Origin of the sequence: Erythrobacter sp. YT30 (assembly GCF_001542875.1) — a bacterium.
In the GTDB taxonomy this organism is placed as follows: domain Bacteria; phylum Pseudomonadota; class Alphaproteobacteria; order Sphingomonadales; family Sphingomonadaceae; genus Erythrobacter.
Window position 1 is genome coordinate 1,868,709 of sequence record NZ_LMAF01000002.1, and the last position, 14,592, is coordinate 1,883,300.

The following is a 14,592-nucleotide window of genomic DNA, read 5'->3' on the forward strand; positions in this document are numbered from 1 at the left end:
GTGCCATTGAGATCGCAGACTACCCCTAATTTTGCGTTAACAGGGCGCCTTTGGAGAGGCGTCTTTTGTTGCCAAGGCGCTGCAACGAAATGATAATACTTCGTTCACTATAAATTGGCGCAAGTTGACGCGCGTCCTGCGGCATACCTTTATTTGTGGTATGGGCGGCGTGCCGACGGAAAAGCAAAAGGGGCTCATCACCATGGCAAAGCGCTTGGACATACGATCTATCAATCAGATGCGGAGCCAACGGCGTCTGCTGTCCGGCGTGGGCGCAATTGCTGCATTGTTAGTTGCTGCACCAGCTTTGGCCGATGTGAAAGCGGGCGTCGATGCTTGGAGCGCCGGAGACTACACCCGCGCGGTTGCGGAATGGCGCGAACCCGCGGCGCAAGGTGATGTCGATGCCATGTTCAATTTGGCCCAGGCGTATCGGCTTGGCCGGGGTGTTCCGACTGACATCGATAAGGCGCGCGATCTTTATCTTCAGGCTGCACAGCGGGGGCATATCAAGGCCGCCGATAATTATGGTCTGCTGCTATTCCAGCAGGGTGAGCAGGATAAGGCTATGCCGTTGATTGAAGCAGCGGCAGGACGCGGCGATCCGCGCGCGCAATACATTTTGGGTCTTGCGCATTTCAACGCGGACTATGCCGAAAAAGACTGGGTGCGCGCCTATGCCTTGATGACGCTTTCTCAATCGGCTGGCTTGCCGCAGGCGAATAAGGCGCTCGCGCAGATGGACCAGTACATTCCTGTCAAGGAACGCCAGGCGGCACAGTCGCTGGCTGTTTCTCTAAAAAGCGAAGCCGATCAGCGTTTGGCCACGCGATTGGCTGCAGTCGACCTTGGCGTGGTAGAGCCTGTTGATATGAGAACTCCAATCGTGGACCCTGCACCGCGTGCGCCGCATCGTACCGCATCTGCACCGCCGGCCTCGACACAGGCGTCGACAGCGCCGCAAGGTCTTCCGCCTGCACCACAACCGGTTCCTCAATATCGCCTGCCGACCCCGCAACCCAATGAGCGCGCGCCTTATCGCGATGTCGCAGCAACGCCTGCGCCTGGCGCGCTTGCAACCACTGCTACGGGGCCTTGGGGACTGCAATTGGGAGCCTTCGGCGTTTCAGCTAATGCGGACAAGCTCTGGTCGCGGCTTTCCAGCAACCCAGCGCTTGCAGGTACTCGCAAATCACTGGTGCCAAGTGGCCGGGTGACGCGCCTGCTTGCCGTTGGTTTTGAAAGCCAGAGCGCGGCACGACGCGCATGTGCGGCGCTGAAACGCCAAGGCCAGGATTGTCTCGTCAAGAAGACTTGAGGCCGACCTGTTCCTTGCACTGAGCGAGCCCAGTCGGTTGCTCGGCGGGTTTGGGTTTCCTTGATCAGACCACATGCTAAACCCTGAGCGATGCAAGGGGGAACGGCATGAGCGATACTATCAATCAGGAGAATGCTCCGCAGGCGCCGGTCACGTCGGCCAATCGCATCGGCACGCTCGATTTTATCCGCGGGATCGCGGTCATGGGTATTCTCGCGGCCAATATTATCGCTTTCGGACAGCCTTTCAGCGCGTATTTCTATCCTGAGGCATTCATGGTTGATCCAGCAGATCCAGGCGGCTGGCAGTGGATCGCACAGTTTGTGCTGATTGATGGCAAGATGCGCGGCCTGTTCACCTTGCTTTTTGGTGCAGGCATGTATCTCTTTATGGAGCGCGTATGGGAACGCGGCGGCTCGCGATCCTTGCAGATGTGGCGGCTATTCCTCCTCTTCTGCTTTGGTTGCTTGCATTTCTTCTTTATCTGGATGGGCGATATCCTCGCCATGTATGGCCTCATCGGCTTTATCGCAGTCGCTTGCCTGCGCTGGACCGCGAGAATGCAGCTGACAGTTGGTATTGTCGGTTATGTCTTTGGGGCGCTTTTCTACGCTGTCGTCTTCACCTTCTTTTACATCGTCGCTGAAACGCCCGCTGGCGAGCAGGAAGTCTACCAAGAAATGCGTGTCGGGCTGATCGATGGCATCGACGAGTCGCTCGCCGATGACGCTGAGACGGCTGAGCTCAAACAGTCCGGCGATTATGCGGGGCTCGTTGAAAAGCGGGTGATCGAAGAATGGATCATGATCCCCACCAATGCGATGCTTTTTGTCTTTGAAACGCTGCCGCTGATGCTGCTTGGAATGGCGCTCTACCGGTTTGGATTTTTTAGCGGTGAGTTCCCCCGAAATCGGATGATCGGCTGGGGCTGGGCGGGTCTGATACTTGGCGGACTTGCGCATTTCGGGATTGGGCTGGTTGTAAAGCAAAGCGGGTTTGGCTTTTACGCAGGCAATGCTGCTTTCCTTGCGTGGAGCATGCTGCCGCGGCTTGCGATGGTGCTGGGGCTTGCGGCTCTGCTGATTGTGTATTCACCGCAATGGACGGGATGGCTGGCAGAACGGGTACGCGCTGCAGGAAGGGCGGCCTTCACCAATTACCTTGGCACATCGATCGTGATGATGTTTGTCTTCCACGGCTGGGCGCTGGGGCTATTCGGAGAGCTCAACCGCCCGCAGCTTTACCTGGTAACCGCGCTCACCTGCATATTGATGCTTGCGTGGTCAAAGCCGTGGCTCGACCGCTATCGCTATGGTCCCCTCGAATGGTTGTGGCGGTGCCTGACTTATAGGAAGCTGTTTCCTCTTAAGCGTTGAGGTCTCCAGTGGAAACGGTCGTGCAGCGACCGCAAGGGCGACTGCCCGCCCGCAGCGACGCGATCTTTGATCGCATGAGCGAGGATATCGCGGCGCGGATGCGCTGCGTAGTAAAAGAAATCCTTGCAACTGAGAATAATTCGCATAAATTGCTTTTGCAAACGCTTCGCAGGAGTGATTCTCAGTCAATGTATATCTGTATCTGTAACGCAATCAGAGAAACGGATTTGCGCAACGCCGCGTCAGACAGCCTTGGTGATGCAGTGGCGACCTATGCCAGCTTGGGCAAAAAACCCAATTGCGGACAATGCCTTGTGAAAGCGGGCCAGATCATCGACGAACACCGCGCCGCGACCTCTTGCAATCGAGTCGCAGTCTAAGGGCGTGCACCGTTACTGAGAACGGTTTTCAAGTAGCTGAAAAATATAGGAAAATTTCGGGCCCACCCCTTGTGCGGAGGGGGTGGATGCGCATATTACGATGCGTAGACACTATCCGCGCACGCATTCGCGTGTGACATTTCATAAGGAAGCACACGCCATGAAGGGCGATCAAAAAGTCATCGAATTTCTCAACAAGGCGCTCACGAACGAGCTGACCGCGATCAACCAGTATTGGCTCCATTACCGCGTGCTCGATGATTGGGGCGTGACCAAACTTGCTGCCTATGAGCGCAAGGAATCAATCGAGGAAATGGAGCATGCTGACAAGCTTGCTGCGCGTGTCCTGTTCCTCAACGGTCTGCCCAACTTCCAGGCGATCCACAACCTGCGGGTTGGTGAAAGCGTCAAGGAAATCCTCGAAGCGGATATGAAGCTCGAGGAGGATGCGATCCCACTGCTGCGCGATGCGATCGAATATTGCGAGAGCGTGCGCGATTACGTGAGCCGCGATCTGTTCGCCTACATCCTCGATAACGAAGAAGAACACGTCGATTTCCTGGAAACCCAGTTCGACCTGATTGAGCGCATGGGACTGGAAAACTACGTGCAACTGCAAAGTCAGGCCGCAGGCGAGGGCGAGGGTTGAACCAAGATAAGTGAGACATTTGCTCTCGAATGGGGTGCTCGCTTTGATGCGAGTGCCCCTTTTCTTTTGAGAGGTCTACTAGCCCTTGCGCGGTCCCTCAGCGGCCAACAAAGTCTCGCGCAGGAATTGCGACAGAGCGAAGATCAAGAGCCCCATCGTCACCACCCATAACACTGCGACAAACGTGCCGATCCGCGCATCGATGTAGACTGATACGAACAACAGCGCGATCACCACGCTGATAACGCACGCGGCTCCGGTCGAGTATTTTATCGCCCTCCTTGAAATCGATCGCCTTGCGCGCAGCCATGCAAGTTCGGCAGCTTTCATTGAGCTGTCTTCTTTTGGCTGGAATTCATCCAGTCTCTCAATGCGTCCAGCAATCCAGTTCAGCCGGGTGACCATCACGTTCATGATTGAGCCGATAGCAACCAGCAGGAATGCGGGCGCGAGCGAGAGCTGCACCGCGCGTTGAACGTCAGGCGTGTTCGATGTGCGCTCGATGATTTCCGTCGCAATGCCTGCGGCTGAGAAAAGCTCGATCACGACTTCTTGTCCCCGCTCGAATAATTCCCACCTCCGCCGCGATTGGCGTTGTAGGGATTTTTGGGGCTTTTGAGCGTCACGCGAACGGGCACCGCCTCAAATCCAAGCTTCGCACGGATGCCGTTCACCAGATATCGTTCATAGCTTTTGGGCAGGTCATCAAGCCGTGTACCGAACACCACAAAGCGCGGCGGGCGAGTGCCTGCCTGCGTGATATAGCGCAGCTTGATCCGGCGCCCTCCGGGTGCTGGGGGCGGATTGGCGGCGAGCGCATCGTCAAACCAGCGATTGAGCGCGGCAGTCGGCACCCGCTTTGACCAGCTTTCGCGAATGGTGAAAGCAGCGCCCAGCATCGTGTCGAGCCCCTTGCCGGTTTTCGCGCTTACCGCGAACAGGGGAACGCCGCGCACTTGTGCAAGTCCATCATCAAGCGCTGCCCGGATGCCGTTAAATAAGCCGCTCGCATCCTCAGCGACGTCCCATTTGTTGATCGCAACCATCAAGGCGCGGCCCTCTTCAAGGACCATGCTGGCGATCTTCAAGTCCTGGTGCTCCAGCCCTTGCGTCGCATCGAGCAGCAGCACGACGACTTCGGCAAAATCGACCGCACGCCGCGCATCGGCAACCGAGAGTTTCTCAAGCTTTTCGGTGACATTGCGCTTTTTGCGCATGCCCGCAGTGTCGATCAGCCGGATATCGCGGGTTTCGCCAGACTTGGGATCTTCCCATTGCCAGTCGATAGCGATCGAATCGCGCGTGATCCCTGCCTCGGGGCCCGTGAGTAGGCGATCTTCGCCAAGCAAGCGGTTAATCAGCGTTGATTTGCCAGCATTGGGCCGCCCGACAATCGCGAGCTTTAACGGGCCAAGCGGCGCGTCCTCATCGTCTTCCTCGTCCGCCGGCGCCGATGCGGCGGCTTCGAATGCTTCGGCCTGTTCACCAATTACAGGCCACAATGCGCCGAAAAGATCGGCGACCCCTTCGCCATGTTCAGCCGATAAAGGCACCGGATCGCCCAAACCCAGCGAATAGGATTCAAGAACACCCGATTCGCCCGCTTTCCCCTCAGCCTTGTTGGCGACCAGCACGATCGGCACGTCATATTCGCGCAGATAGCGCGCGATTTCGTTGTCGAGCGGGGTCAGCCCAGCGCGTGCATCAACGACAAACATCGCGGCATCTGCACCCTCAAGGCTGGCCTCTGTCTGCTTGCGCATGCGACCAGGAAGGGTGAGGTCATCTTCATCCTCCCACCCTGCTGTGTCGACTACAGTGAACTGCAATCCCGCAATCTCTGCATCCCCCATCCGCCGGTCCCGCGTCACTCCCGGCTGATCATCAACCAGCGCGAGCTTTTTGCCGACGAGCCTGTTGAACAGGGTCGATTTGCCCACATTGGGACGCCCGATAATGACAACTTCGGGCTTGGTCAGGGGAAGGGGAGAGGTGCTCATGGAAAAGACGCTTGGCGGCGCGATTTAGTCCTTTTTCGCCACAGGCGGATCATCGCCGAGGTCTTCAAACCATGCCTCAACCGGGCCGGTGAGCTTTAGCGTTAAGGGGCGGCCCTTGCGGTCAACGGTCTTGCCTGCCTGGACGCGCACCCAACCTTCGGAGATCGAGTATTCCTCGATGTCGGTGCGCGCTTTGCCTTTGAAGCGAATGCCAACGCCGCGCTGCAGCACTTCGGCATCGAAATGCGGGCTGGCAGGGTGCACGGCGAGGTGATCGGGCGGCACATCAGCGCCGCTCTTTGCGCTGGTTTCCTTGGTTTCGGGGGTTTCGTCTGACATATCCATCCTTATGCGTTTGGCGCTTGCACGCCCGTTTTTTCGCGCCTTAGTGCGCTCATAGCTGCTAAACAAGCGAACACTGTCCTGTTCATTGGCGCAGGCTACGCTTGCCCTTTGGCAAAAGCGGCGATACAGGGCCTCCCAGATGCGCGCGGGAGCCGGCTTGGTTTCCCGCGCGGCTTCGTTCGGAATGCGGGCGTGGCGAAATTGGTAGACGCGCCAGATTTAGGTTCTGGTATCGCAAGATGTGGGGGTTCGAGTCCCTTCGCCCGCACCAATTCGCGCCCCGGACCGCGTGGTACCGGATCGAAGCACCCCTTTTGAATTTGCGAAGAAGAAAGCTCTCAAAAAAGTAGCCCCATGCAGACAAAGCAAACCACCAATGAAGGCCTGAAGCGCGCTTACGCGATCACGATCACCGCTGATGAGATCAGCGAGAAGATCACCGCTGAAATCAAGAAGATCGCTCCGCAAGTCAGAATGCCGGGTTTCCGTCCTGGCAAGGTGCCTGCGAATCTCGTGAAGAAGATGCACGGCGAACAGCTTCACGCGCAGGTGGTGAACGATGTCATTCAGTCCTCGGTCGACAGTCTGATCAAAGATGAAGAGCTGCGCCCTGCGATGCAGCCGCAGATCAATCTTGGCGAAGGCTACGAAGAGGGCAAGGACGCTGAGCTTACCGTTGAGCTTGAAGTGTTGCCTGAAATCGAAGCGCCAAGCGTTGAAGGGCTGAAGCTTGAAAAGCTGGTTGTTCCTGTCACCGATGAACAGATCGACGAAGCGATCCAGGGCATTGCTGGTCAGAACAAGAGCTATAAAGACGCCGCAAAAACGAAGAAAGCGGCCGACGGCAACCAGCTGATCATTGATTTCGTTGGCAAGATCGACGGCGAAGAATTTGAAGGCGGCAAGGCGGAAGATACGCCTCTGGTGCTCGGCTCAGGCTCCTTCATCCCGGGCTTTGAAGATCAGTTGGTCGGCGTGAAAGCGGGCGATGAAAAGACCATCACGGTCAATTTCCCCGATGACTATCAGGCTGAGCATCTCGCCGGGAAAGAGGCGACTTTCGATGTTTCCGTGAAAGCGGTGAAGGTCGAAACCGAAACCAAGATCGACGAGGAGTTCGCAAAGAACCTCGGCCTCGACAGCTTGGATAAGCTGAAAGAGATCATGAAAGGTCAGCTCGAACAGCAGACCGCTGGCCTGACGCGCACCCAGATGAAGCGTTCGCTGCTCGATACGCTGGCGGCTGGGCACGATTTCGAAGTGCCGAGCCAGATGGTGGATGCAGAATTCAACCAGATCTGGAACCAGCTTCAGCAGGAAGCGGCCAAGGAAGAAGATCCTGATGCGGCGCTGAAAGAAATCGAAGCTGAAAAGGACGACTATCAGGCGATCGCTGAACGCCGCGTGCGTCTTGGCCTGCTTTTGTCCGAAATCGGCCAGGCGAACAACGTCGAGGTGAGCAGCCAGGAAATGTCGATGCTCATCCAGCAAGCGGCGCAGCAATATCGCGAGGAAGATCGCGAGCGCTTTATTCAATACGTGCAATCAGACCCGATGGCCGCTGCTCAGCTGCGCGCGCCGCTTTACGAAGACAAAGTGGTCGATTTCCTGTTTGATACGGCTGAAGTGACCGAGCGTGAAGTGACTGCAGAGGAACTTCAGGCGGCGATTGAAGCTGAGGAAGACGCTGAGGCTGAAAAGGCGAAGGCTGCTCCGAAGAAGAAAGCGCCAGCGAAAAAGCCAGCAGCGAAAAAGGCGCCTGCGAAGAAGGCTCCAGCCAAAAAGGCGGATGCTGACGAAAAGCCCGCTGCCAAGAAAACGCCAGCCAAAAAGGCCCCGGCGAAGAAACCGGCTGCCAAAACCACTGCGGCGAAGAAGCCAGCAGCGGCGAAAACGACAGCGGCTAAGAAGCCGGCTGCGAAGAAGGCTCCTGCCAAGAAGCCTGCGGCCAAAAAGGCGCCTGCCAAGAAGGCTGACTAAGACTTCGAACCGGCCGAGAGTTCACTCGGCCGGTTCCCATCGTTTGAACGAAGGCGTTGGCAGCTCAGCTGTCCGCGCCTTTTCGTATGCAGCGCCGACGTTCAACACATCATAGTCAGCCCATTTAGCTCCGAAAAAGCTGATGCCGATCGGTAGGCCCTCTATGTGCCCCATAGGAACGGTGAGGTGCGGATAGCCTGCAATAGCAGCAGGTGATCCAAAACCGATAAAGCCGTTAAAGCTGTCGCCATTCACAAGATCGCTCACCCAGGCAGGCCCGCGGGTTGGGGCGATGAGGAATTCGACGTCGTGCTCGGCAAGAAGCATGTCGAGCGTTTCCTCGCCGGCAATTCGCAAAGCGTTTGATCGAGCTAATTCGTACTTCTCGCGGAAAGTCTCTTTCTCGGCCGCTTCGAAGATTTCTTGGCCGAACCAGCGCAATTCGGTGTCCGCATTGGCTTTGTTAAAAGCGATCAAGTCGGCGAGCGATCGCGGGGTTTTGCCATCAGGCAATTCCGGGATTGATTGCAGGTATTCTGCCATCCCTTCGCGCAATTCGTATTTGAGAACGATATAGCTGTCGCGAAACATCTGATTGTTCACGTCGAATTCGATGTCGACCAGCGCCGCACCAGCCCTTTCCATATCCGCAAGGGCTGTCTCGAAAACGTCAGCCAGATCAGCCTGATTGCCGATCTGATTACGCATCACGCCTATGCGCACCCCTTGGAGCGAGGCATCATCCAGTCCAACGCTGTAGTCAGCAAGGCGCGGCGCGATAAGCGTTACGGGGTCGTCAGGATCCTCGCCCGCAATCGCGCTCAGCAAGAGCGCCGCATCGCGCACTGTCCGCGTCATGGGCCCTGCCGTGTCCTGCGTTGAGGAAATCGGCACAACATGCGTACGACTGACGATGCCTACGCTGGGTTTAAAGCCGACGATGCCGTTGATCGACGCGGGGCATGTGATCGAGCCGTTCGTTTCCGTACCGATGGCTCCCCACGCAAATCCCGCTGCAATCGCCGCCCCGCTGCCCGATGATGAGCCACACGAATTGCGATCAATGGCGTGAGGGTTTCGAGTAAGCCCACCAATGGCGCTCCAGCCGCTGGTGGAATCCTCGCTTCGGATATTGGCCCATTCGGACAGGTTGGTTTTGCCCATCACTACGCCGCCTGCCGCGCGCAAATTGGCAATCAAAGGTGCATCGCGGCCTGTAAAGTTATCCTTCAAGGCCAGGCTGCCAGCGGTTGTTGGCAATTCGCGAGTATCGATATTGTCTTTGACGAGCACGGTTTTGCCATCAAGAGGCAGTCCGCGGTTTTGCTGGGCGCGCACTTGATCGATTATGTTGGGCGCAAGTGCGATAATCGAATTTAGACCATCGGGGCCTTTATCGAGCTCGTTTATGGCTGCCATAGCCATCATCGCGCGGATTTCTTCACGACTGGGCGGCGTTGTCTCTTTTGTAGAAGTTTCTTTGTGGGGACCGATTTCCAAGACCCGCGGCTCGTCTTGAGATTGATCACTCGCGGTGAGGGGTTGCGTATTGGCCAACAACGCGGCGGCGCTAGCTAGGGTCATAGTTTTGGACAGCATAGTCCCTGTCTCACCCCATCCTTTACCCAAATCAAGCCTCACGCCGCCTCGTTAAGAAATGGAGCGCGACAGTCCTGATCTCGAACGCGGCTGTGCGGGCATTTGTATTGCGCGCCAGCACTGACAAAAAACGCAATGCAATTTTGCAATCAGGAAACTCGATTCTGGTATAGACACGGCTCTCAATGACCGAGACTCTCACCGCCTCCAACATCGCTGGCATCGCGCCGAAGCGCAAGCACTATCACGATATCGATGGTGCGCGTTCGGTGCTGATGTTCCTGTCGGTCGCGCTGCATGCGGGCACTGTCTATGCGCCTATGCGGCCATGGATCACTGGCAATGAGGATCGCGCGGTCTTTTTCGACTGGCTGATTTTCGCCTTCCACCTGTTTGTCACACCGACTTTCTTCTTCGTTGGCGGCTTCTTTGCAGTGCTGCTGTTGGCGCGGCGCAGTGTGGTCGGATTTGTCTGGAACAGGTTTCAACGCACCGCGATCCCGCTGATCATGATCGCGGTAAGCTTCAATATGCTTGAGCATTATCTGCGTTTGAGCGACGCGGGCGGAAAAGGCTCAATTCTCGAATGGATCGGTAGTCCGCATTTCATCCAGATTTGGGCCGATGGGACCTGGCAATTGCACCTCTGGTTTCTCGTCAGCCTGATCCCGATGTTTATCCTCGCGGCAATCGTGCACGCAGTCCTGCCCCAGAATGCTGGGCTTCGCGGATGGTCAGTGACGTTTTCCGATTGGGCAGGGCGCGTTGCGAGCGGCGGACTACCATTTGTGTTCGTGCTGTTGTTCCTGGGGTTTGCCAATACGGCGAATTACTCTGCTGCGGCGCTCGTTCCAGGCGGGTATGATCTCCTCTTTCCCGGTTTCCAGAGCTGGTACAAATTGACGAGCGAATTTCCGTTCTTCGTTATTGGCGTCATGGCAGCACTCTCCCCGCGTTTGCTTGCAAGCCTAGTCGAGTGGCGCTGGTGGATGCCATTTGCTGCCGCGACAGCTCTAATCTTCCAGCCTTACCCCATGGCAGATCAGGGCCACATCATGCCGTTTGTCTTTGAAGCGACGGCATCTGCCGGGATCGAACTCGGCGTGGATCGCACATTTGCAACCCGCATAGCCCTCCTGTTCCTCAATCAGCTCGCCATCTGGACGCTGGTGCTGTTTGTCCTGCAGTTCTTCCACCGCTTCTTCAATGAAGGAGGCCCGCGCACCGCCTGGCTCGCTGACTGTGCGCTCTCAATGTATCTCTTCCACCATTGTTTCGTATACATCTTCGGGCAGATGTTCGTCGGCGTCGATTGGCCGATCACGCTCGAATTTTTGATCGTAACCATCGCATCAGCAGCAGCAGTCATCCTGATCCACGAGATTCTGGTACGACGCATTCCTGCTTTACGCTTTCTGTTCAACGGCAAAACCGATGTTCGTGAGGTGAAGAAGAAGCCCGGATTTGTTGGCGCATTCTTTCCGGGCAAAGCTGCGCAGACTGTTAAAACCGCGAAGCCAGCCTGACTTTCCCCAAGCCTGTCACCGCGCCCCCTTGAAAAAGCACAAGGCCGCCCGACATAACCTGTCCGACACTCACGAAGGAATTTCTCGACCATGATCGATCTGCTTGGCGCCAACGGCGAAACTTACGGCTCACAGGGGCAGTTCACCCGCGATCCTGAAACCGGCGCGCTCGTGCCTGTGGTGGTTGAGCAAACCAGCCGCGGTGAACGCAGCTTTGACATTTTCTCGCGGCTCCTGCGCGAACGCATCGTGTTCGTGACCGGCCAGATCGAAGACGGCATGGCATCGCTCATCACAGCGCAGCTGTTGTTCCTCGAAAGCGAAAACCCATCCAAGCCGATCAGCATGTACATCAACTCGCCCGGCGGCGTGGTGACGGCTGGTCTCCAGATTTACGACACGATGCAGTACATCAAACCGCGCGTTTCGACCGTGGTGATGGGGCAGGCCGCATCGATGGGCAGCTTCCTTCTTGCTGCAGGTGAGCCGGGTATGCGCATCGCGCTGCCGAATGCTCGCGTCATGGTTCACCAGCCTTCAGGCGGTGCGCGCGGCATGGCATCGGATATTGAGATCCAGGCTCGCGAAATCCTGCGCATTCGCACTAGGATGAACGATCTTTACGTGAAGTTCACCGGCCGCACGCTTGAAGAAATCGAAAAAGCGATGGACCGCGACACCTTCCTCGAAGCGGAAGAGGCCAAGGAATTCGGCCTTGTCGACAAGGTTTTCGAAACGCGTCCCGACACTGAAGAGGATAGCGATGAACAAGGTTCGGGCGGCGCTCCCGAGTAATCAGGGTTAATTTCAACATCATTTTCGCCTCGGCGACAATGGTGCTGGAAACCCTTCGCGGTACACCTGTCCCGCGATGTGACGGGTGGTCGGTAATCCGCGCCACCATTGCCACAAACTTCACGATTAATGCGTGAATGGACGTAAAATCGGGCACTATGTGTTGATTCATTTGGTGTCCAAGATAGATTGACCGAATCCGGGCATGGGGTCGCCCCCAACAGACCTGCACGGATTTAAGGGAACTTGGTATGACGAAACTCAGCGGATCCGACAGCAAGAGCACCTTGTACTGCAGCTTTTGCGGAAAGTCGCAGCACGAAGTGCGCAAGCTGATTGCAGGGCCAACCGTCTTCATCTGTGATGAATGCGTCGAGCTGTGCAATGACATTATCCGCGAGGAAACCAAAGCCGGCATCGCTGGCAAGAAAGACGGCGAAGTCCCTACGCCATCAGAGATTTTTGCGACTTTGAACGATTACGTGATCGGCCAGAATTCGGCCAAGCGCAATCTCTCGGTCGCGGTGCACAACCACTACAAGCGCCTGCACCATTCTGGCAAAGCTGGCGAAGTCGAGCTCGCGAAATCGAACATCCTGCTCGTGGGGCCCACGGGGACGGGTAAGACTCTGCTCGCCCAGACATTGGCGCGCACGTTCGATGTTCCCTTCACCATGGCGGACGCGACGACGCTTACCGAAGCGGGTTATGTCGGCGAGGATGTTGAGAATATTATCCTCAAATTGCTGCAGGCATCCGATTACAATGTCGAAAAGGCGCAGCACGGCATCGTCTACATTGACGAGATCGACAAGATTACTCGCAAGGCTGAAAACCCCTCAATCACTCGCGACGTATCGGGTGAAGGCGTTCAGCAGGCCCTGCTCAAGCTGATGGAAGGCACCACGGCTTCTGTCCCACCGCAAGGTGGCCGCAAGCACCCGCAGCAGGAATTTCTGCAAGTCGACACCACGAACATCCTGTTCATCTGCGGCGGCGCGTTTGCGGGTCTCGATAAAATCATCGCCGATCGCCTCCAAAAGCGTTCAATCGGCTTTGGCGCGCATGTGGCCGATCCGGACAAGCGCAAGGTTGGCGAACTGCTCGAAAAGAGCGAGCCAGAAGATCTTCTCAAATTCGGTCTCATACCTGAATTCGTCGGTCGTCTTCCGGTGATTGCGACACTGCACGATCTCGACGTCGATGCGCTGGTGACGATCCTGCAGGAGCCGAAGAACGCTCTGGTGAAACAGTACGCGAAACTCTTCGAACTCGAGGATGTGGAACTGACATTCACCGAAGACGCATTGAAAGCCATCGCGGAACGCGCGATCAAGCGCAAAACCGGCGCTCGCGGCCTGCGCTCTATCGTTGAAGGCATCCTGCTCGATACGATGTTCGATCTGCCCGACATGGAAGGCGTCACCGAGATCGTCGTCGACGGCGAAGTGGTTGAAGGCAACAAAGATCCGATCCGCGTACACGGCGCGAAAGAGGCTAAGGAAGAAGCGGCTTGATAGGCTGCAAGTCGGGTATGTTTGCCTGACCAGAATTTTCTGTTTGTCTGCAGCTAGAACCAATGGCGCAGCCCAACTGCTGAGCATGTTTTTGCTGACTTCGATGGTGTGAATACGTTGTCAGCGGGCACCAACCGCGGCGCTGTTGAGCCTGTAAGCGATGATCTTATTGCGTGGGCCGATCTGATACTTGTGATGGAGAAGCAGCATCGACAGTTGCTACAGCGGGACCATCGAGAAGCCCTTCATGATAAGCGCATCGTAGTCCTCGGCATTCCCGATACCTACCGATTTATGGACCCGGAACTCGTTTCGCTCCTTCGCAGAAAATGCGCCGATGGCTTCGCTGACTGCTTAAAAACAAGAAACCCCGCTCGGCCAGGAGGTTCGATGGGCCGAGCGGGGTCCTGTTTAGCGCCGCCTCGCGTGGGAGGGAAGAAAGTGAAGCAGCGCTAGCTTGGTGACTTGTTTTACGCGGGCAGGAACACTCCGTCCGTGATGTGAATTACGCCGTTCGAGGTCTGCACATCCGCAGTTGTGACGGCCGTCGCGCGGCCTTTTGCGTCGGTAATGACAATCGTTTCGCCCGAAAGGCGCGCGGTCAGCTTCTCGCCGGCCAGCGTATCAATCGTCGCAGAACCGCCATGCTTGTTGATAAGCTCGACAAGGTCAGCCGATGTGACGGAGCCGGATACGGCGTGGTAAACGAGGACATTGGTCAGCGTGCCCTTGTTCTGAGGGCGCAGCAGCGTCGACACGGTGCCATCGGGGAGCTTGGCAAAGGCCGTGTCGGTTGGTGCAAATACGGTGAATGGGCCGGGGTTCGAAAGCGTGCCAGCGAGATCGGCAGCGGTAACAGCAGCCACGAGAGTGTTGTGAACGCCAGTGCTCTGAGCGGTTTCAACAATGTTGGGTGCAGCTTTAGACTTATGATCATGCGCAGCGAGCGGAGCGGTGCTGATGGTCGCGACAGATGCGGTGCCAACAACGGCGGCAATCGCAGCGGCCTTAAGTGATTTCGCGAAGCGGGAAGGTTTAGCAGTCTTAGACATAAGGGGGATCTCCTTTGTTTGTGACAAGCCCTCCCGGTCTTGCGCTTTTAACTAC

12 protein-coding genes and 1 tRNA gene are annotated in these 14,592 nt (G+C 56.7%); 8 read left to right on the top strand and 5 right to left on the bottom strand.

What is annotated here, in order from left to right; genetic code table 11:
• Positions 1–202 precede the first annotated feature (202 nt).
• The 3 genes from AUC45_RS13585 (at position 203) to bfr (ending at position 3,723) form a co-directional block, all read left to right on the top strand.
• Positions 203–1,318, top strand: coding sequence for an SPOR domain-containing protein (locus AUC45_RS13585; protein ID WP_233998791.1), 1,116 nt, complete (start codon positions 203–205; stop codon positions 1,316–1,318).
• A 107-nt stretch (positions 1,319–1,425) separates the two neighbouring features.
• The gene (locus AUC45_RS13590) at positions 1,426–2,694 is read left to right on the top strand and encodes a DUF418 domain-containing protein (RefSeq protein ID WP_067603469.1); all 1,269 of its coding nucleotides are present in this window, start codon (positions 1,426–1,428) and stop codon (positions 2,692–2,694) included.
• Between the two features lie 540 nt (positions 2,695–3,234).
• Positions 3,235–3,723, top strand: coding sequence for a bacterioferritin (bfr, locus tag AUC45_RS13600; protein WP_067603471.1), 489 nt, complete (start codon positions 3,235–3,237; stop codon positions 3,721–3,723).
• Positions 3,724–3,801: 78 nt separating this feature from the next.
• On the opposite strand, the gene AUC45_RS13605 is transcribed toward bfr, so the two are convergent.
• Genes AUC45_RS13605 through AUC45_RS13615 form a run of 3 tightly spaced genes read right to left on the bottom strand, consistent with a single transcriptional unit; the run spans position 3,802 to position 6,062 of the window.
• A complete protein-coding gene (locus AUC45_RS13605) occupies positions 3,802–4,269 on the bottom strand; it encodes a DUF2721 domain-containing protein (RefSeq protein ID WP_067603474.1) in 468 nt (155 codons plus the stop codon).
• Positions 4,266–5,723, bottom strand: coding sequence for a ribosome biogenesis GTPase Der (gene der, locus AUC45_RS13610; protein ID WP_067603476.1), 1,458 nt, complete (start codon positions 5,721–5,723; stop codon positions 4,266–4,268). The genes AUC45_RS13605 and der overlap by 4 nt, the downstream gene beginning before the upstream one ends.
• Before the next feature lie 24 nt (positions 5,724–5,747).
• Positions 5,748–6,062 carry a DUF3297 family protein gene (locus AUC45_RS13615; protein WP_156423859.1) on the bottom strand — a complete coding sequence of 105 codons (315 nt, stop codon included), beginning with the start codon at positions 6,060–6,062 and terminating at the stop codon, positions 5,748–5,750.
• Between the two features lie 192 nt (positions 6,063–6,254).
• Between AUC45_RS13615 and AUC45_RS13620 the strand changes: the two genes are divergently transcribed.
• Positions 6,255–6,339, top strand: a tRNA-Leu gene (locus AUC45_RS13620).
• 83 nt (positions 6,340–6,422) lie between these two features.
• Positions 6,423–8,048, top strand: coding sequence for a trigger factor (tig, locus tag AUC45_RS13625; RefSeq protein ID WP_067603477.1), 1,626 nt, complete (start codon positions 6,423–6,425; stop codon positions 8,046–8,048).
• Between the two features lie 21 nt (positions 8,049–8,069).
• Here tig and AUC45_RS13630 read toward each other — a convergent pair whose 3' ends face one another.
• Positions 8,070–9,647, bottom strand: a complete 1,578-nt coding sequence (locus tag AUC45_RS13630; protein WP_082701134.1) for an amidase — start codon at positions 9,645–9,647, stop codon at positions 8,070–8,072.
• A 185-nt stretch (positions 9,648–9,832) separates the two neighbouring features.
• On the opposite strand from AUC45_RS13630, the gene AUC45_RS13635 reads away from it, so the two are divergent.
• The 3 genes from AUC45_RS13635 to clpX all read left to right on the top strand — a co-directional run bounded on the left by AUC45_RS13635 (position 9,833) and on the right by clpX (position 13,485).
• On the top strand, positions 9,833–11,173 hold the full coding sequence (locus AUC45_RS13635; RefSeq protein WP_067603479.1) for an acyltransferase family protein: 1,341 nt from the start codon (positions 9,833–9,835) through the stop codon (positions 11,171–11,173).
• 90 nt (positions 11,174–11,263) lie between these two features.
• The gene (locus AUC45_RS13640; protein ID WP_067603480.1) at positions 11,264–11,968 is read left to right on the top strand and encodes an ATP-dependent Clp protease proteolytic subunit; all 705 of its coding nucleotides are present in this window, start codon (positions 11,264–11,266) and stop codon (positions 11,966–11,968) included.
• Between the two features lie 251 nt (positions 11,969–12,219).
• Entirely contained in the window at positions 12,220–13,485 is a 1,266-nt protein-coding gene (gene clpX, locus AUC45_RS13645) for an ATP-dependent Clp protease ATP-binding subunit ClpX (protein WP_067603481.1), read from the top strand.
• 470 nt (positions 13,486–13,955) lie between these two features.
• Here the strand turns inward: clpX and AUC45_RS13655 are convergent, their stop codons facing one another.
• A complete protein-coding gene (locus AUC45_RS13655) occupies positions 13,956–14,537 on the bottom strand; it encodes a fasciclin domain-containing protein (RefSeq protein ID WP_067603483.1) in 582 nt (193 codons plus the stop codon).
• Positions 14,538–14,592 lie beyond the last annotated feature (55 nt).